This is a genomic window from Paenibacillus lautus, assembly GCF_050482385.1.
Classification (GTDB): domain Bacteria; phylum Bacillota; class Bacilli; order Paenibacillales; family Paenibacillaceae; genus Paenibacillus_AQ; species Paenibacillus_AQ lautus_B.
In genome coordinates this window covers 41,967-59,337 of record NZ_JBCNHV010000021.1, presented here as the reverse complement: position 1 = coordinate 59,337, position 17,371 = coordinate 41,967, and the positions used below count along the sequence as shown (strand labels likewise).

The 17,371-nt window shown below is 51.9% G+C and carries 13 protein-coding genes; 12 read left to right on the top strand and 1 reads right to left on the bottom strand.

Going from position 1 to position 17,371, the window contains the following annotated elements; translation table 11 throughout:
• Positions 1 to 149: 149 nt before the first annotated feature.
• Positions 150 to 2,867 carry an aconitate hydratase AcnA gene (gene acnA, locus ABEW73_RS24605; protein ID WP_430173187.1) on the bottom strand — a complete coding sequence of 906 codons (2,718 nt, stop codon included), beginning with the start codon at positions 2,865 to 2,867 and terminating at the stop codon, positions 150 to 152.
• A gap of 315 nt (positions 2,868 to 3,182) precedes the next feature.
• Here acnA and ABEW73_RS24600 point away from each other — a divergent pair, with 315 nt between their 5' ends.
• The 12 genes from ABEW73_RS24600 (at position 3,183) to ABEW73_RS24545 (ending at position 17,265) form a co-directional block, all read left to right on the top strand.
• On the top strand, positions 3,183 to 4,205 hold the full coding sequence (locus ABEW73_RS24600; RefSeq protein ID WP_430173189.1) for an amidase domain-containing protein: 1,023 nt from the start codon (positions 3,183 to 3,185) through the stop codon (positions 4,203 to 4,205).
• 45 nt (positions 4,206 to 4,250) lie between these two features.
• Positions 4,251 to 5,345, top strand: a complete 1,095-nt coding sequence (locus ABEW73_RS24595) for a D-alanine--D-alanine ligase (RefSeq protein WP_430173190.1) — start codon at positions 4,251 to 4,253, stop codon at positions 5,343 to 5,345.
• 98 nt (positions 5,346 to 5,443) lie between these two features.
• On the top strand, positions 5,444 to 5,761 hold the full coding sequence (locus tag ABEW73_RS24590; RefSeq protein WP_006208215.1) for a hypothetical protein: 318 nt from the start codon (positions 5,444 to 5,446) through the stop codon (positions 5,759 to 5,761).
• Entirely contained in the window at positions 5,758 to 6,759 is a 1,002-nt protein-coding gene (gene uvsE, locus ABEW73_RS24585; protein ID WP_430173192.1) for a UV DNA damage repair endonuclease UvsE, read from the top strand. Before ABEW73_RS24590 ends, uvsE begins: the two co-directional genes overlap by 4 nt.
• A 263-nt stretch (positions 6,760 to 7,022) precedes the next feature.
• On the top strand, positions 7,023 to 7,886 hold the full coding sequence (locus ABEW73_RS24580) for an inositol monophosphatase family protein (RefSeq protein ID WP_430173194.1): 864 nt from the start codon (positions 7,023 to 7,025) through the stop codon (positions 7,884 to 7,886).
• Between the two features lie 63 nt (positions 7,887 to 7,949).
• The gene (locus ABEW73_RS24575) at positions 7,950 to 8,216 is read left to right on the top strand and encodes a hypothetical protein (RefSeq protein ID WP_430173195.1); all 267 of its coding nucleotides are present in this window, start codon (positions 7,950 to 7,952) and stop codon (positions 8,214 to 8,216) included.
• A gap of 185 nt (positions 8,217 to 8,401) precedes the next feature.
• Complete coding sequence (locus ABEW73_RS24570) at positions 8,402 to 9,664, top strand: stalk domain-containing protein (RefSeq protein ID WP_430173197.1); 1,263 nt, start codon at positions 8,402 to 8,404, stop codon at positions 9,662 to 9,664.
• A gap of 372 nt (positions 9,665 to 10,036) precedes the next feature.
• Positions 10,037 to 11,902: an SLC13 family permease gene (locus tag ABEW73_RS24565; RefSeq protein ID WP_430173199.1), complete on the top strand. Its 1,866-nt coding sequence runs from the start codon at positions 10,037 to 10,039 to the stop codon at positions 11,900 to 11,902.
• A gap of 311 nt (positions 11,903 to 12,213) precedes the next feature.
• Positions 12,214 to 14,046, top strand: coding sequence for a cache domain-containing sensor histidine kinase (locus ABEW73_RS24560; protein WP_430173201.1), 1,833 nt, complete (start codon positions 12,214 to 12,216; stop codon positions 14,044 to 14,046).
• Complete coding sequence (locus ABEW73_RS24555; protein WP_430173203.1) at positions 14,046 to 15,365, top strand: response regulator transcription factor; 1,320 nt, start codon at positions 14,046 to 14,048, stop codon at positions 15,363 to 15,365. The genes ABEW73_RS24560 and ABEW73_RS24555 overlap by 1 nt, the downstream gene beginning before the upstream one ends.
• 96 nt (positions 15,366 to 15,461) lie before the next feature.
• Positions 15,462 to 16,397 (top strand): carbohydrate ABC transporter permease, encoded by a 936-nt coding sequence (locus tag ABEW73_RS24550; protein WP_430173204.1) that lies wholly within the window; start codon positions 15,462 to 15,464, stop codon positions 16,395 to 16,397.
• Between the two features lies 1 nt (position 16,398).
• Positions 16,399 to 17,265, top strand: coding sequence for a carbohydrate ABC transporter permease (locus ABEW73_RS24545; RefSeq protein ID WP_430173206.1), 867 nt, complete (start codon positions 16,399 to 16,401; stop codon positions 17,263 to 17,265).
• The last annotated feature ends 106 nt before the right edge of the window (positions 17,266 to 17,371 follow it).

Below are 17,371 nucleotides of genomic sequence, written 5' to 3'. Positions count from 1 at the left end.
TGTTTTTTACCCATTAACCTCCATGGCATCATTCGAAACGAAATTTCCAATATTCAGGAAAGAAGTACCGGATCATAGCAAAATCCCCATCATCCACTAGCGGATGATGGGGATTTGTTCCTAAGGCCAAAGCGCCCATAGGGAGTGTCTTATTGGTTCGATGCGATCATTTGACGCAGTACCGTTTGGAGGATACCTCCATTATGGTAGTAGTCCACGTCCACCATGCTGTCGAGACGAGCGATGGCTGGGAACTCAAATTGCGTTCCGTCTTCACGCGTAGCGATAACCGTCAATTCCTGGCCTGGCTTCACGTCATTGCTGAGGCCCAGGATATCGAATGTCTCGCGGCCGTTCAGACCAAGGCTCTTCCAGCCATGACCTTCCTGGAACTGGAGCGGAAGAACGCCCATGCCCACAAGGTTGGAGCGGTGAATACGCTCGAAGCTTTCAGCCAGGACAGCTTTGACTCCGAGGAGATAGGTACCTTTTGCCGCCCAGTCACGGGAGCTTCCTGTACCGTATTCTTTACCTGCGATAACGACGAGGTTCTGTCCGCCTGCTTGATAATTCATCGAAGCATCATAGATGGACATCACTTCTTCCGTTGGCAGGTAAGTGGTTACGCCGCCTTCCGTACCTGGAGCTACCTGGTTACGGATCCGGATGTTAGCGAAGGTACCGCGCATCATGACTTCGTGGTTACCACGGCGGGAGCCGTAGGAGTTGAAGTCTTTGCGTTCAACGTTGCGGTCGCTCAGATATTTGCCGGCAGGGCTGTTGGTTGCAATGTTACCCGCAGGGGAGATATGGTCCGTTGTAACGGAATCGCCCAAGAGAGCAAGCACGCGCGCTTCTTTGATGTCCTGGATGTCGTTCAAGCCGTTGCCGAGGTTTTCGAAGAACGGCGGGTTCTGAATGTAAGTGGATTGATCATCCCACTCGTACAGCTCGCCTTCAGGAACAGGAATCTTGTTCCAACGCTCATTGGCGGTAAACACATTCTCGTACTTCTCACGGAAAGCGTCAGGGCTAACGGCTTGACCGATCGCTTCGCGGATTTCCGCGCTCGTTGGCCAGATGTCTTTCAGATAGACAGGCTCATTGTTCGGATCGTAACCGATCGGCTCGTTCTGCAGGTCGATGTTCACTGTGCCTGCCAGGGCGTAAGCCACAACCAGCGGCGGCGAAGCCAGGTAGTTGGCTTTGACTTGAGCATGCACGCGGCCTTCGAAGTTACGGTTACCCGACAATACGGCGGCTACCGTCATGTCGTTGTCGGTAATCGCTTCGCTCACTTCATCCGGCAAAGGACCGGAGTTACCGATACAAGTTGCGCAGCCATAGCCTGCAACATAGAAGCCGAGAGCTTCAAGGTAGTGCAAGAGACCGGACTTCTCAAGGTAGTCGGTTACGACAAGGGAACCTGGAGTCAAGCTGCTCTTCACATAGCCGGGCTTTGTCAGGCCGCGTTCAACGGCTTTCTTCGCCAGGAGACCTGCGCCGAGCATAACGCTTGGGTTTGACGTGTTCGTACAGCTGGTGATGGCTGCGATAACAACCGCACCCGTTCCCATTTCACTGGTAGAGCCGTCTTTATGATTGACTTTAACGGTTTCCGCGATTTTCTCATCGCTGAGGCCGTATCCGCCTTTGTCGATTGGCGTACGGATGATATCGTTAAAGTTTTGTTTCATGTTGGTCAGCTCGATACGGTCCTGCGGACGCTTTGGTCCAGCCAAGCTTGGTACAACCGAAGCGAGATCCAATTCGATTACATCGGAGAACTCAGGGTCCGGCGTATCTGCCGTACGGAACATGTTTTGCGCTTTATAGTAGCTCTCCACGAGTTCAACCTGCTCGTCGGTGCGGCCCGTATTGCGGAGATAAGCCAAGGTTTCACTATCAACCGGGAAGAAACCGATGGTAGCGCCGTATTCTGGAGCCATGTTGGCAACTGTTGCACGGTCAGCCAGGCTGATGTTAGCAAGACCCGGTCCGTAGAATTCTACGAATTTGCCTACAACGCCTTTCTTGCGGAGAAGCTCGGTTACCGTGAGGGCAAGGTCGGTCGCTGTTGCGCCTTCCGCCAGACTGCCTGTCAGCTTGAAGCCGATAACTTCAGGTGTTACAAAATACAGCGGTTGGCCGAGCATACCGGCTTCCGCCTCAATACCGCCTACGCCCCAGCCCACAACGCCAAGGCCGTTGATCATGGTTGTATGGGAGTCCGTACCTACAAGGGAATCAGGGAAGACAAGCGTTTCACCGTCAACCGTCTTCGTAGCTGCTACGGAAGCAAGGTATTCCAGGTTAACCTGGTGAACGATACCCGTTCCCGGAGGAACTGCGCGGAAGTTATTGAATGCCGTTTGAGCCCAGCGAAGGAAGCGGTAACGCTCTTCGTTACGCTCAAATTCAAGCTTCATATTCGTTTCAAGAGCTTGGTCGGTACCAAAAGCGTCAACCATGACGGAGTGATCGATAACGAGGTCAACCGGAACGAGAGGGTTGATCTGTTTAGGGTCGCCGCCGGATTTCTTAACGGTGTCACGCATAGCTGCAAGGTCAACGACAACCGGAACGCCGGTGAAGTCCTGCAACACGATACGGGCAGGAATGAACGGAATTTCCTTGTTGTTGTCGCGTCCTTCATTCCACTTGGACAAGAGTTTTACGTGATCTTCGGTAATTGCGCGTCCGTCGAACTGACGCACGGCAGCTTCCAGCAGTACCCGAATGGAGAAAGGAAGCTTGGATACATTGCCGTATCCTTGCTCTTCGAGCGCCTGCAGGCTGAAATAACGGTAACTTTTACCACCCACCTCGAGGTTGCGGGAGATGGAGAATTGATCCTTTGCTGGCATTGATGAACCTCCTTAAGTCATTTCATAAATCGAATAAATAAATCTGAGTTAAATCCCTTGCGGTTTCACTAGATGAAACCTAATTTCATAAATTAACTACTTTAAGTATACCGTTTTCAACTCGCTGCGTAAAGCATTTTTTATAGAAGAAAAGTATTTCAAAAAGGTGAAAACAAGCCCGTTTTTAACCCGAATGCAGTCGCTGTGATCCCGGTGTTTCTGGATTCTCTTGGCCGAAGTTCATAGCCTGAAGATTTTCTTCATATAGTTGTGATAGGGAACAGCGTGAAAGGCAAGGTTAGAGGAGGAGAGTAGATGAACAGTCTGAAACAAGCAGAGAAGCCTTGGAAGCAAGCTCTATATATTTACGTCAATCAATATAACCAAAATCGCGTGGACTATTCTTCAGGCCTGAAAGAGCAGATTGTAGCGGATCTGAGTTTCCTGGTAGAGAGAGGAGAAAGGCAGTTTCGGCTGCAGACGTGGTATGCGCAGCGGGAGGCATTGCCGCTTAAGAGCGAGACTCGCGCCCGCCTCCTGCGCATCCTGAGGGAGACGGAGGATGATGTGGTCGCGGACGTGCGGCTTCACAGCGTAATTTATTATGAAAAAAGAGGGATGACGCACCGTGAAGATACGGTTTTTAGGGAGCGGCTGACGCTGATCCGGGACGGGGATGCCTGGTTGATCGTTGGCATTGAACGTCTGCAGGATGAACGCCATCCCCTGCAAAGAACCGATGTTCCGGCAGCAGGTGCGGATGGGGCTGGAAGAGAGCCGTCCACCCCCTATATGAATGGCCGCGTATACGCCGCCGGCAGCAGCCCGCGGTCCGGCCGGTACGAGCGTGAAGCCGCAGCTGCTTATGCCGACCGTTGGTGGGATTCCGGGAATCCGGAGTTTGAGGAATTTGACGTGGATTGCACGAATTATATCTCCCAGTGCCTCTTTGCAGGCAAAGCCCCAATCCTCTATACTGGTAAAAGAGAAACGGGATGGTGGTACAAGGGGTACGTAAACAAACGGGAATGGTGGAGCTACAGCTGGGCGGTATCGAACAGCTTTGCGCATTATTTGAACGCCAGTACCTCGGGACTGCGGGCCGAGCGGGTGGAGCGTCCCGAGCAGCTGATGCTGGGGGATGTCATCGTGTACGACTGGGACGGTGACGGCGCGTTTCAGCACAGCACCATCGTGACGGCGTTTGACGCGGGCGGCATGCCGCTGGTTAATGCGCATACGGTGTCCAGCCGCCATCGCTATTGGGACTACCGGGATTCCTACGCTTGGAACGATAACACCGAATACCGGTTTTACCATATCCCCGATTATTTTTAAGATGACAGCATGTCATGCTGCAATACGGACAAGAGAGAGGTTAACATGGGACAGGATAAATTGACGGTTGGTTTAATATACGGGGGGAAATCCGGCGAGCATGAGGTGTCGCTATCCACGGCATTCGCGGTCATGAACGCTTTTGATTATGATAAATATGAGATTGTTCCGTTTTATATTTCCAAGCAGGGTACCTGGAGAATCGGCAGCAAGCTGTCGGCTCCTTTTGCCCAGTTGGAGGAATTGAAGCTGGCTGAAGGGGAAGGCACGCAAACAGCGCTGAACGCCGTGTTTAGCAGATTGTATGGCCAAGAGACTCAGGCGGTGGACATTATGTTCCCGCTGCTTCACGGGACGTTTGGAGAGGACGGAACGATTCAGGGGTTATTCGAAATGGCGGACATTCCTTATGTGGGAACCGGTGTACTTGCGTCGGCAGCGGGGATGGATAAAGTCGTGATGAAGAAGCTCTTCGCCCAAGCGGGATTACCGCAATGCGAGTACTGTTATTTCACTCGTACCCAGTGGGAGCGGAGCCAGCATGAAGTGCTGAAGGATATCGAGGACAAACTCGGATTCCCGAGTTTCGTCAAGCCGGCTAATCTGGGCTCAAGCGTCGGGATATCCAAGGCTAAGAACCGGGAGCAGCTTAAAGCGGCGATTGAATCCGCGCTCCGGTTCGATGACAAGATCATCGTAGAAGAGTTCGTGGATGCGCGCGAAGTGGAGGTCAGCGTGCTTGGCAATGATGAGCCGATGGCATCCGTTCCGGGTGAAATCGTCTCTTCCAGTGAATACTACGACTATGCGGCCAAATATACGGATGGACAGTCACAGATGCAAATCCCGGCCGAGATCGAGCCGGATACGGCTGACCGTCTGCGCGACCTTGCCATTACCGCGTTCAAAGCAATAGAAGGCGGCGGCATTACTCGGGCCGACTTCTTTGTCCGCCGTTCGGACGGCGCGATTCTGATTAATGAAGTGAACACGATGCCTGGCTTTACACCGTACAGCATGTACCCGCTTTTGTGGCGGGAAACGGGCGTGTCCTACCGCGAGCTGCTTGACCGGATGATCGAGCTGGGTCTTGAGCGGTACAACCGTAAGCAATCCCTAATTTATGAGAACCAGGCGTAAGCCGTCACAATAGGATATGAAACACCAGGGGGAGTCCGCGCTATTCATTACGGCTCCCCTTGAGTCTAATATTTTGGGATGAAAGGAAGATACGAAATATGGGATTTCAAACCGAGTTCAATTCCGTTTGTAAGTTTAAGAGTGAGCAGGAGCTCTATGAGCTGCTGGAATACGGCCGCGGTAAAATGCTGAAGGATGGGCTTCGGGTATTTCCAACAGGACAGAAGGTCATTGCTTATACGCCGGATAACCAGGCGGTGGCAATCGTTCTGATCACCGCATGCGTATCGGAGATTAACTTCCAGGGCCGCGAGGTCACTTCGGTCGAGCTGCAGCTGATTCGCAAATTGACCGATGAGGAAGCACGCGTACAGACAGCCCTCGCTCACGAAATGTTCTTTGGAGATCATGCATGATTGTTCGTTTCGGTTATGTAGCCATGTCCACGGTGGTGCAGAATGCTTCTCCTTCCAAGACGATGACTATGAAAAGTTTTATGAAGCTGAATGACCGCGAGGCCGGTATACACAAACTGGAGCGGATTGGGAATGAGAATCTACATAATACCCTACGGCTTTTGAAGCATAATGCGGCTCACGATATCAAGGTGTACCGCTTCTCGTCCAAGCTGATTCCTCTGGCTACGCATCAAGATATGCAGGATTGGGATCCGTTCCCGGCTTTGCGGGAAGGCTTTCAGGCGATTGGGGATTTTGTAAAAAAGCACGGGATGCGGGTATCTTTTCATCCGGATCATTTCACGGTGCTGAGCACCCCGCGTCCTGAGGTGCTGGTCAACTCGATCCGTGATCTGGAGTCGCACGTCCATATGCTGCAGGCGATGGAGCTGCCTGCTTCTATGAAAAATAACATTCACATCGGCGGCGCCTATGGAGACAAGCCTTCGGCCTCGGCACGATTCGTGGAACACTTTCATGATCTTGACCCGCATATCAAGGAACGGCTGACCCTTGAAAACGACGACAAAACCTTTACAGCGCAGGAAACGCTGGCCGTATGCCGGCAAACGGGGCTGCCGATGGTGCTGGATATCCATCATCAGTGGGTCAATAACGATGGCGAGACGCCTTGGGAGCTGTGGCCGGATATCCTCCGCACCTGGGAGACGCCGCTTGCGCAGGCGGATTCGGATCGGACGAACCCGCTGCCGCCCAAGATTCATGTATCCAGTCCCAAGAGCCCTACCGATATCCGCAGTCATGCGGATGGGGTGGATGTCGTGCCTTTGTTGGCGTTTTTACGGAATATTGCGGGGGTTACGTCGAAGGTGGACGTCATGATTGAAGCGAAGATGAAGGACGGCGCCTTGTTTGATCTGATGAAGGACTTGGGAGATTATACGGAAGAGGGCGTAACCATTCTCGACGGTGCTTCCATCCAAGTTAACCCTTAACCCGAGAAAATGAGTTTGTTAACACTTGCAAGTTGATGGATTTTGGGTTACGTTGGAAGTATCCAAACAGAGATTCCCCTTAATACATGACATTGGATAAAAAGTTCGTTCTCGCCAAGCATTCAGGTGCACAGCATAGGACGGACTTTTATTGAAATAGGCGGAAATTTCGCGTGGTTGCCCTTTCGATTACCGCCATGGCTGAATAGGATGTAGGGATTGTCAAAAATCACTAGATTTATATAGAAAGTAGAGTGAATGCTTTGAAAGAGAATGAAAAGATTCCTTATGTTGTCAGCAGTAAGAGCTACACCGCCGTTGCGATTAATTGCGCCGCCAAAGCGGGAGAGTGGATTAAGAGCAAACTCGGTACCGTCAAGCAGTTGAGCACCAAGTCTTCGGCACAGGATATCGTAACCGAAGTGGACAAAGGCGCGGAGCAGATGATCCGCAAGCTGATCTTGACGCACTTTCCGGATCATGCGATTCTCGGAGAAGAAGGGGTTGCCCCAGGTACCGATGCCTACGTGAAGGCACTCGAGGACGCCAAGGACGAAGAGTATCTTTGGATTATCGACCCGGTGGACGGAACGACGAACTATGTTCACGGATTTCCGTTCTACTCTGTGTCGATTGCACTGGCTCATCATGGAGAAGTCATTGTCGGCGTTATTTACGATCCTTCCCGGGACGAGTTGTTTGTTGCGGAAAAAGGAAAGGGGGCCTACGTTCACGGCAACCCTACCTATGTTTCCAAGGAAGATCAATTGTCGGACAGCTTGCTGGCCACGGGCTTCCCACTGGACAGCACGGTCAACCTGCCGCTAAATATGGCTGAGCTGCAGGCGCTGTTGCCGATGGTCCGCAATGTAAGAGCAGGCGGCTCCGCTGCGCTTCATCTTGCTTATGTAGCTGCCGGCCGGCTCAGCGGCTACTGGGAGCACGGCTTGAGCGCTTGGGATGTTGCCGCGGGCGCGCTATTGGTTCAGGAGTCCGGCGGTAAAGTAACCGATACGGAAGGAAAGTCATACGATCTGTCGGTGCGTCATTTGGCGGCAACCAACGGGCTGATTCATCAGCGTTTTCTGGATACACTAAAGGACGCGGGCGAAGCTTTGGTTCGCTAAAGGCCCGGGACAGCAGAGAAATGCAGGTCACTTACAACCGCTTGATAAAGGAGTGTGCTTACGATGAATGAGAAGTCGGATCAGGATTTGGAGCGCCAGCTCAGCGAGATGTTAACGGACGGTGAAATGGAGAAGAAGGATCGGGAGAAGGAGGAGCGCAGGCTTCTCTCTCCGAAATACGAGATCCGGATTCAGACGCAGCTCGATCCGATTGTGGAAGAGACGCAGAAGTACCGCAGCATGGCGAAGGAATTGGATGATCGCTATGACAAGTACATGGATAAGACAGTTAAGAAGGATAAGCCTGAGGATTCAGGTAAAGAAGCTTGATAGCGTTTTAAGGGATGTTTACGAAGCGGGACATCTCTATTCATGAAAGACCCGAATCAGGAATGGACAGCATAGAGCGAGCTGTCCATTTTTTTGTGATCACTAGTCAAGGTCGGTACCATTCACAGGTTGCCGGTGGTAAAATAAGGCTGTATCAAGATAATTGACGTTAAGGGAGTGAAGGCATGTTCAAACAATGGAAGAAGGGGCTGGCGGCGGTAACCGGCACCTTGACGCTCGCGGTGGCACTGGTTGGGCCGGGCGTTGCGCCGGCTTATGCCGATGAGATTACAGCCAAGGATACATATCATATTGTAGCGCTGGGGGACTCGTTGACCGTTGGGTATGAACCGGGAATGGATCTGAACAGCAAGCCTTACGGATTTGTTGACCGGCTGTATGAGCAAGGTTTGTTCCACGGCCGGACCGAAGTAACGAATCTGGGGATCGGCGGCCTGAAAACCGATGGGCTGAACCATTACGTCAAGGCCGTCTTGGATGAACGCGCGATTACGGCGGAGGAGCTGCAGCCGGGGCTCAGCGGCATCGATCCGCGCACCAAACAGATGGGCGCTGACGCAGCGAAAGCCAAGCCGATTATCGCGGGTGCGGATCTGATTACCATTACCATCGGCGGCAATGACATGATGAGTCTAGTCAGTACCGTGGAAACATTAAGTGACGAACAGCTGAAAGCCAAAATGCAGGAACTGTTCAAGACCTATACGGATAATGTCTCATCCGTCATTACCAACTTGCATGCCATCAATCCTGATGCCTCTATCGTGGTGGCGGACCAGTACAATCCGGTGCCTAAAGTCGCTGACGAGGTCGCATACGCCAAGTTGCTTGCAGCATCTGGAGAGTTCACGAAGCTGGTGGAAGGCGTAGCTGACAGTTTTGCAACTCAGGGTGTGAACATCAAGGTAGCCCATGTTGCGAAGAAATTCGTGGGCTCCGAGCTGACGATGACCCATATCCTGAAAGACGATATTCATCCGAACCAATATGGATACGAGACCATGGCTGGCGTGTTCGCAGAGACGATCTGGGGCAGTTACAAGAATCCCGCTGTTCAAGAACAGGGGCAGCCGATGCGCATCATCGTGAAGGGGCAGGAGCTGAACACGCCATATAAGCCGATCCTTCGCGATAACCTGAATTACGTCGCGATACAGGATATCGTAAATGCAGTGGGGGCGACGACCACATGGGAAAATAAAACGTCCAGTGCGACGATTACGTTCGGAGATCAGACGGTGGTCGTGAAGATCGGTGCCAAAACCGTTCAAGTTAACGGAACGGCTGTACCGATCGATACGCCGGCTTTCCTGCAAAAAGTTGGGAAAGAAGATAAAACCTACGTTCCGCTCGCGGTGATTGCATCTGGTCTTGGTTTTGATGTTCAATACAGCACCAAATTGCGTACCGCATTCATTAACTTGTAATCCCATAAGCAAGCTGCACCGGCTGGAAGGAGCCGATGCAGCTTTTTTTTGTGATTACCGGTTGTAGTGATGGGCTATGAAAGAAATCCTGTTGATTCCCCCCGTTTGGTTGACGGCTCGATAGAGAACAAGTTTGGGTATAGGTTACAGATGTCTTTGCACAGCGGTGTGATGTTTCTAACATTAGTAACTCCAAACAGGTGGTACAATACGACATCATTTCCTTTCATGCATGGTTTGACATCAGATCAGAAATTGAACCCATTACCTAACATGATGGAAAGTGGGGATGTTTGAAAGCGGCAGGGAAAGAATTGTTGAATGTCGAATGTTGGAAGAAACATAGATATGGCATTATAGGGGGAACAAGGAATGAATGGACCGATGATCGTTACGTTATCTGTCTTGGCCGTGGCATCCGCATTGTTCATGTCGGGAAAAGTGCGGTCGGATTTGGTCGCGATCGGCGTGTTGATGGTACTTATGTTAACGGACATTTTAAGTCCGGCTGAAGCCCTTTCGGGCTTTTCCAATTCGGTTGTCATCATGATGATCGGTTTGTTTGTTGTGGGCGGCGGAATTTTTCAGACCGGATTAGCCAAGATGGCCAGCGGTAAACTGCTGAAGCTTGGCGGCGGAAGCGAGACCCGGCTCTTGATTATGATCATGCTGGTAACGTCGCTCATTGGCGGATTCGTCAGCAATACCGGCACGGTAGCGGTGATGCTGCCCATCGTTGTCAGTCTGGCGTTCAGCGCCGAGATTAATCCGGGGCGGCTGCTGATGCCCCTTGCTTTTGCAAGCAGCCTGGGCGGCATGCTCACGTTAATCGGTACGCCGCCGAATCTCGTGATTCAGGAGACGCTGATCAACGCAGGATACGAACGGCTGTCGTTTTTTGCTTTTTTGCCGATCGGGCTGGTGTGTTTGGCAACGGGGATCATCGCGATATTGTTTCTTCGCCGTTTTCTTCCCAGCAATGAAAAAGGGGGAGCAGGTAAACAGGGCGGGCGCTCGCTTCGAGAGCTGGCCAAACAGTATCGGCTGACCCAGAACCTGTATCGTATTCAGGTTGGAGCCGATTCCTCCATTCGATCCAAGACATTGCGGGAGCTGGACATTCCGGCGAAGTTCGAAGTGAATGTCATTGAAATCCGCCGTAAAATGTCGGCCAAGAATCAATTCTTCAAGACGATCAACCAGGAGATTGCAGGTCCTGAGACTGTGATTGAGGAAGACGATATTCTGTATGTGAACGGCCCGTTCGAGCGGGCGGCGGAGTTTGCGGAGACGTATGGGCTTATCATGCTGGATCAGCGTGCACCCGAGCATCGGAAACGCGCCGAAGAGTCGCAGTACGCCACGAGCGACGTCGGCATTGCCGAGGTGATGCTGACTCCGTCTTCGCGGCTGATTGGCCGTCTCGTTAAGCATTCGGGCTTCCGTGAGAAGTATCGGGTGAACATTTTGGGCATCCAGCGAAAAGAACAGTATCTTCTGCATCATCTGAAGGAAGAGAAAATGCGCTTTGGCGATGCCCTGCTCGTTCAGGGCACATGGAAGGATATAGCCCTCCTGGCAGCCGAGCAAACGGATGTCGTGGTGGTAGGGCAGCCCGTGGAGGAGTCTCGCAAATTGACGATGGACCATAAAGCGCCGATTGCGGCCGGGATCATGCTCTTGATGGTGATCCTGCTGGTGACGGAATGGATTCCGGCGGTCGCCTCCGTGATGGTTGCTGCGGTATTGATGGTTGTATTTGGATGCGTGCGTAACATGGAGGAGGCCTATAAGACGGTAAACTGGGAGAGCATTGTGCTAATTGGCGGCATGATTCCGATGTCCATTGCGATCGAGAAAACGGGAGCCGCTTCGCTGATCTCGGATATGCTGGTCCATTCACTGGGCAGCTATGGTCCGCTTGCCTTGCTGGCAGGGGTATACTTCACCACCTCGCTGTTGACGATGTTCATCAGCAACACGGCCTGCGCCGTATTATTCGCGCCGATTGCCCTATCGGCTGCGATCCAGATGGGAGCCAGTCCGTATCCGTTCCTGTTTGCCGTCTCCATTGGAGCGAGCATGTGCTTTGCATCTCCGTTCTCTACGCCGCCGAATGCACTCGTCATGTCCGCAGGCCGTTATAAATTCAGCCACTATGTGAAGGTCGGATTACCGCTTCAACTCGTGATCGGCCTGGTTATGATGGCGGTACTGCCAATGTTCTTTCCTTTCTAAAGGAAAGGGGATTTGCATATAGAACACCCCTATGTTGGGTCCTGTAGGATCCAGCATGGGGGTGTTATTCAATTTGGCGGTATGGCATATTGGAGCGGACTTGTTTGATCGGGCACTTATTTGCTCCAGATCAGTCCGTTCACACTTGGTACGCCTAAGGTAGTAAGCAGGAAATCCCCCGCCCCGAGGCTAATAGTTAAACTTGTAACTTCCTGCCTCATCGTAAAAATACGCATCATTTCCGTAGAAATGACTACGCTGGTGCTGCTGGATTGTTGCTATGCTGGATAAAGCCGGAGGTGCAAGGACCGATGAAGAGCCGCTTCAAAAATCCGCTGGGCCGCATGAATATCAAACAGCAGATGATTCTGCTGTTTCTGGTGCTGGTCATCCCGTTGTTTGCGCTAAATGCCTACGGGAATTCCATGGCCGGTCAAATCCTGAAGCGTCATGTGACCAATGCTTATATCGAACTGAACAAGCAGAACTTTAAGCTGATTAACCGTGATATTGAAACCGTTAACAAAGTGACCTCCACGGTCATTCAAAACTCGCAGATCCAGCAGTTGGATCCCTTTGTCGAGGGCACCGTTCTGGAACGCGTCAAAAACTACGAGCGGCTGGAAAAGATGCTGTTGTCCTTCTCTCAAGAGACGGATGAACGCGAACCAGTCTATTACTCGCTCTATGTGTATGACCCGGACAACAGCTATTTCTTTGCTCCCTATTATCCTGATCGCAGAAAAGCGGGAGTGTATTTTTTCTCCGACGAGAAGGAGAAGCCGGCATGGTTCGACGAGGCCGTGGCGATGAAAGGGAACGGGTATCTCAAGCGGATAGCAAATCTGTCCCCGCCGGTACAAGGGCGGCAGGATCAAGAGACCTTAAGCTATGTGAGGGCCGTTAACAATATTTATAGGGGCGGGACCATCGGCGTTCTGGTGGTCACCAATTTGGACGCGCGGATCGGCGAGTCGTTATCGACGGTATCGATACCGGATGGGGAACTGTATTTTACGGATTGGAACGACCATATCCTGACTTCGTCGGTACAAGACAGGGCAGGAAGGCTTGAATTGCCCCCTGAAGCGGACCCGGGCCATTCCACCATCGGCGTCATGGACGTGATCACGTCGGATTTTATCTATGTCATCGATTATAACTACGTGCTCCAGCAGAAGTTGGTCTACAAGGTGCCTGTCAAAACGCTGCTCGCCCAGCAAAGCGAGATGAAGCGCGTCATCCAGGTCATCTCCATCGCTTACTTTGCCGTGGGGCTCATTATCGTTTTTTACTTCTGGCAGTCGCTGATGACGCCGCTCCAGAAGCTGGCGCATTTCGTCAGAAGGTACGAACCGGGGAACGTCGTGCCGGAAACCCCCTATCGGCGCAGAAAAGATGAAGTCAGTGTCCTCATCTCCACGATCTATGATATGGCCCGCCGATTGAATGATCTGATCCACTATAAATACCGTATGGATCTGAAGCAGAAGGAAGCACAGCTGCAGCTGCTTTATCAGCAGATTAACCCCCATTTGCTGTACAACACCCTGGAAAGCATTTATTGGAAGAGCACGATGGAAGGCAATACCGAGTCAGCCGAGATGATCAAGGATTTGTCCAAATTGATGAAGATCAGTCTTAGCCGGGGCCGCGATCTGATCACGCTTGGAGAAGAGCTCGAGCATGCGGGGGCTTATATTAATCTCCAGCTGAACCGTTACGACTATCAGTTTACCGTCCGCTGGGAAGTTCCCGAGTCCTTGCTGGTGAACCATGTGCCGAAGATTACGCTGCAGCCGCTGCTGGAGAACGCGATTATTCATGGCATTAAAAATATGGGCGAGGACGGAATCATCCGGATTTCAGGACATCTGGAGAATACATGCTGCCGGATCGTCATCGAAGATAACGGCTTCCGCCCCGTAAACTACGAGTCCATTTACAGGCTGCTCCATAATGAAGCGCAGGACCCTTCATTGGGCTACGGCATTCGCAATATCCAGGAGAGGATCCGGCTGCATTTTGGGAACTGCTATGGGCTGGAATATGAACCAAGAGAAGAAGGGGGAACCCGCGTGACAATTACGATTCCCCAAATAGAAGCAGCAACCATTACCGCAACCGGACAGGAGGTTTCCTGATGTATAACATTTTGGTGGTAGATGACGAACCTTTGATCTGCAAGGGCTTAGCCGGCCTGTTAACGTCCTCGGGCCTTGCCATCGATGGAATTACCACGGCTTACAGCGGGCAGGAAGCGCTGGATTACATACGAATGGGGGATATCGATCTGCTGGTCACCGATATCCAGATGGGCGAGATGAACGGCATCGAGCTGATGCAGCAGGCGAAAATCGTGAAGCCTTGGGTTCAGACCATCATTATTTCAGCCCATGAAACATTTCAATATGCGCAGCGGGCGCTTCAGCTCGGAGCCAAGGATTATTTGATCAAACCGCTGAACAGTGAGCAGTTTCTGGATTCGGTCCGCAGCGTGCTGCTCAAGATGGACCGACCGGCGCCTCAGGTGGAGTCGTTTCTCTTGGCCGATAACGAGCATTTTCGGATGGAGGAGCCTCCGTCCGAACGAATAGAGCGGCTGAACCAGCGGCTCTCCACGGAGCCGGATCAGCCGCAACTGGCCGGTCTAGAAGAATCGGAACTTGGTCTGATCGGTCCTTATTTTGCGGTCATCAAAATGAAGCTGGGCCTAACGGAAGACAGCAGCGCTTCTTTTTCCCGGCAAGATATAAATCTGATTCAATATGCCGCGCTGAATATCGCCAAGGAGCTGCTGGAGCAGGAGCCGCACACCTTCGTGTTCTACTCGCCGGAACGGGACATCAACATCATTCTCCAATGGAGCGAGCAGGAAATGGAGGAGAATGCGAGCAGCAAGATCCACCATCTGGAGATGATTGGCCGGAGCCTGCACCACCATGAGGAGCTGTACCTGAAACGTAGCTGTACTGTGGGGATCAGTCAAATACTGAGAGGGCCTGAATTTTTGAGTGTGCTCAGCCGTCAGGCGGACAAAGCGATGCTGTGGAGCGAGCAGTTGCATGATTTCCACGTGTTTTATTACGGGGATTTCAATTGGCACAACTATGCCCAGGAGACGTCGCAAGAGGTGCTCTCGAGCCAGAGCAACCGGATCGTCGAGAATACGAGGCAGTATATCGAGGAGCATTATCGCCAGAAGGGATTGACGATTCACGAGGTAGCCAAGAACAATCACGTGAGTCCGAACTATTTGAGTTATCTGTTCAAAAAATATACCGGCAGCAGCCTGTGGGAGTACGTCGTGAAGCTGCGGATGGAGGAGAGCAGGTCTCTGATCTTGAGCACGGATCTCCGCCGCTACGAAATCGCCGAACGGGTCGGCTATGAATCCCCGGAGCATTTTAGCAAAATCTTCAAAAAATATTACGGTGTCAGCCCAAGCGAGCTAAAGAAGTAAGAACGGTTATACTTCACATAGTTTTAGACATGTTCGAAGACTCTCTGCCTTTCTACAATTAAAGCTGGACATTTAATAAAGGAATGAGGGAGTCAGATGGAAGAAACGGCCATGCCGCAAGGCCAGGCTCGGATAGAGCCCGGTCATCGCACCCGAAAAGAGCACAAGCGCAAGCCGCTATGGAAGAAGTACATATGGGGGTATTTGTTCCTCGTTCCGGCGATTGCGATCTTTATCGTCTTTTTGTGGGTGCCGATCTTTAAAGGGATTTTTTACAGCTTTTTTCATATCGATTTCGTAAAAGGAAACACCTTCGTCGGGTTCGATAATTATGCCAAGGTGCTGAGCAATCCCGACCTGCTGCTTTCCGTTCGAAATACATTGTATTTCATGCTGTTAACGCTGGTCGTCGGCTTCTGGGTGCCCATCGCGGCCTCCATTGCCATCTCGGAGCTGAAGCTGTTCCAGGGCTTTGCCCGGATTGCGGCGTATCTCCCGTTTGTCGTGCCCGGGGTCGTGCTCTACGGCATGTGGAGATGGATGTACGATCCGGTGGGTCCGGTCAATGCGTTGTTCGGCTTCTTTGGGGCAGACCCGGTGTCGTTCATATCGGATAGCCGATTCTCGATGGTGTCGCTGGTCGTGATGGAGACATGGCAGCAATTCGGCTCGGCGATGCTGATCTATCTGGCCGGGGTGCTCAGCATACCGAAGGATTGGTATGAAGCTGCCGAGATCGACGGTGCGGGCGTATGGGCCCGGATTAAATACATTACGCTCCCTTCGATGCGCAATTTGATTATGCTCATGCTGATTCTGCAGCTGATCGGCACTTCGCAGGCGTATCAGTCGCAGCTTGCGATGCTGGATGGCGGACCGAACAAAGCCACGCTCACCTATGCTCTTCTAACGGTAAAATACGCCTTTAACCAGCTGGATTACGGGGCAGGAACCGCCATGGGCATTTTGATGTTTCTGGTGCTGAGTTTGCTGGGCATCCTGCAATTCAAGATGAACAGGGAGGAGTACTAGGATGAAAGAGAGAGGCATACTGTCCGCATCGGATTTGAGAAAACCGTGGAACAAGGCCGTATACGGGTTTATGGTGCTGTGCATCGCGGTGATGGTCTTTACGATGCTGTACCCGATCGGCATGACGATGTTCAACGGGCTGAAGAGCAATCAGGAGATCAACACGTTTCCGCCACGCTTTCTCCCGTCGGAATGGCATTGGGACAACTTCCCGAAGGGGTGGGAATACATCGATCTGCCGATGTTTCTGAAGAATACGCTGCTTATTTTTGGCGGCAATCTGCTGGTGACGATTCTGGTACTGGGCCTTGCGGCATTCAGCATATCCCGTATCCGGGTTCCCTATCACCGGGCCATCTATTTCTTCATTCTCATGACCTTGTTTATTCCGGCGTCGAGTTACATGATTCCGAACTTCGTTAATTTAAAGGAGCTTGGGCTGCTGAATTCCTACTGGGCCTTCTGGCTGCCCGCCGGAGCGAATGCTTATTTCTTCTTGCTGATCAAAAACTTCTTCGATGGCATTCATCCGGAAATCTTCGAGGCGGCGCGCATCGACGGCGCTTCGGAGTTGAGCAGCTTCCTGCGGATTGCCGTTCCGCTGTCCGTCCCGATCTTTGCAACGCTGGCGATCTTTATCTTCTCTACGGCATGGAATGACTGGTTCTGGCCGTCGCTTGTCATGCAGACGCAGGACAAGTACACGCTGGCTACGGCCATCTACAAGTATGTCATTAACGCAAGGAGCCTGGATAGCAGCATCAAATTCTCGATTCTGTTTATGGTCATGGTGCCGCCGATTTTCGTATTTCTGGTGTTCCAGAAATTCATTATGCGCAGCGTCAGTCTCTCGGCCGTTAAAGGGTAGGGCAGCGTGTACACCATCGTAGCCCTGCACATGATCGTCATATGAATGCACATCGTCCTTTCCGGATTTGGCTTTTATGATGGAGATAGGAAAGGACATCATCATT

Excerpts from the sequence above, each read along its gene's own strand:
- ABEW73_RS24550 (WP_430173204.1), top strand. The coding sequence starts at position 15,462 with ATGGAAGAAACGGCCATGCCGCAAGGCCAGGCTCGGATAGAGCCCGGT.
- ABEW73_RS24555 (WP_430173203.1), top strand. The coding sequence starts at position 14,046 with ATGTATAACATTTTGGTGGTAGATGACGAACCTTTGATCTGCAAGGGC.
- ABEW73_RS24565 (WP_430173199.1), top strand. The coding sequence starts at position 10,037 with ATGAATGGACCGATGATCGTTACGTTATCTGTCTTGGCCGTGGCATCC.
- ABEW73_RS24575 (WP_430173195.1), top strand. The coding sequence starts at position 7,950 with ATGAATGAGAAGTCGGATCAGGATTTGGAGCGCCAGCTCAGCGAGATG.
- uvsE (WP_430173192.1), top strand. The coding sequence starts at position 5,758 with ATGATTGTTCGTTTCGGTTATGTAGCCATGTCCACGGTGGTGCAGAAT.
- ABEW73_RS24590 (WP_006208215.1), top strand. The coding sequence starts at position 5,444 with ATGGGATTTCAAACCGAGTTCAATTCCGTTTGTAAGTTTAAGAGTGAG.
- acnA (WP_430173187.1), bottom strand. The coding sequence starts at position 2,867 with ATGCCAGCAAAGGATCAATTCTCCATCTCCCGCAACCTCGAGGTGGGT.
- ABEW73_RS24595 (WP_430173190.1), top strand. The coding sequence starts at position 4,251 with ATGGGACAGGATAAATTGACGGTTGGTTTAATATACGGGGGGAAATCC.
- ABEW73_RS24570 (WP_430173197.1), top strand. The coding sequence starts at position 8,402 with ATGTTCAAACAATGGAAGAAGGGGCTGGCGGCGGTAACCGGCACCTTG.
- ABEW73_RS24545 (WP_430173206.1), top strand. The coding sequence starts at position 16,399 with ATGAAAGAGAGAGGCATACTGTCCGCATCGGATTTGAGAAAACCGTGG.
- ABEW73_RS24560 (WP_430173201.1), top strand. The coding sequence starts at position 12,214 with ATGAAGAGCCGCTTCAAAAATCCGCTGGGCCGCATGAATATCAAACAG.
- ABEW73_RS24600 (WP_430173189.1), top strand. The coding sequence starts at position 3,183 with ATGAACAGTCTGAAACAAGCAGAGAAGCCTTGGAAGCAAGCTCTATAT.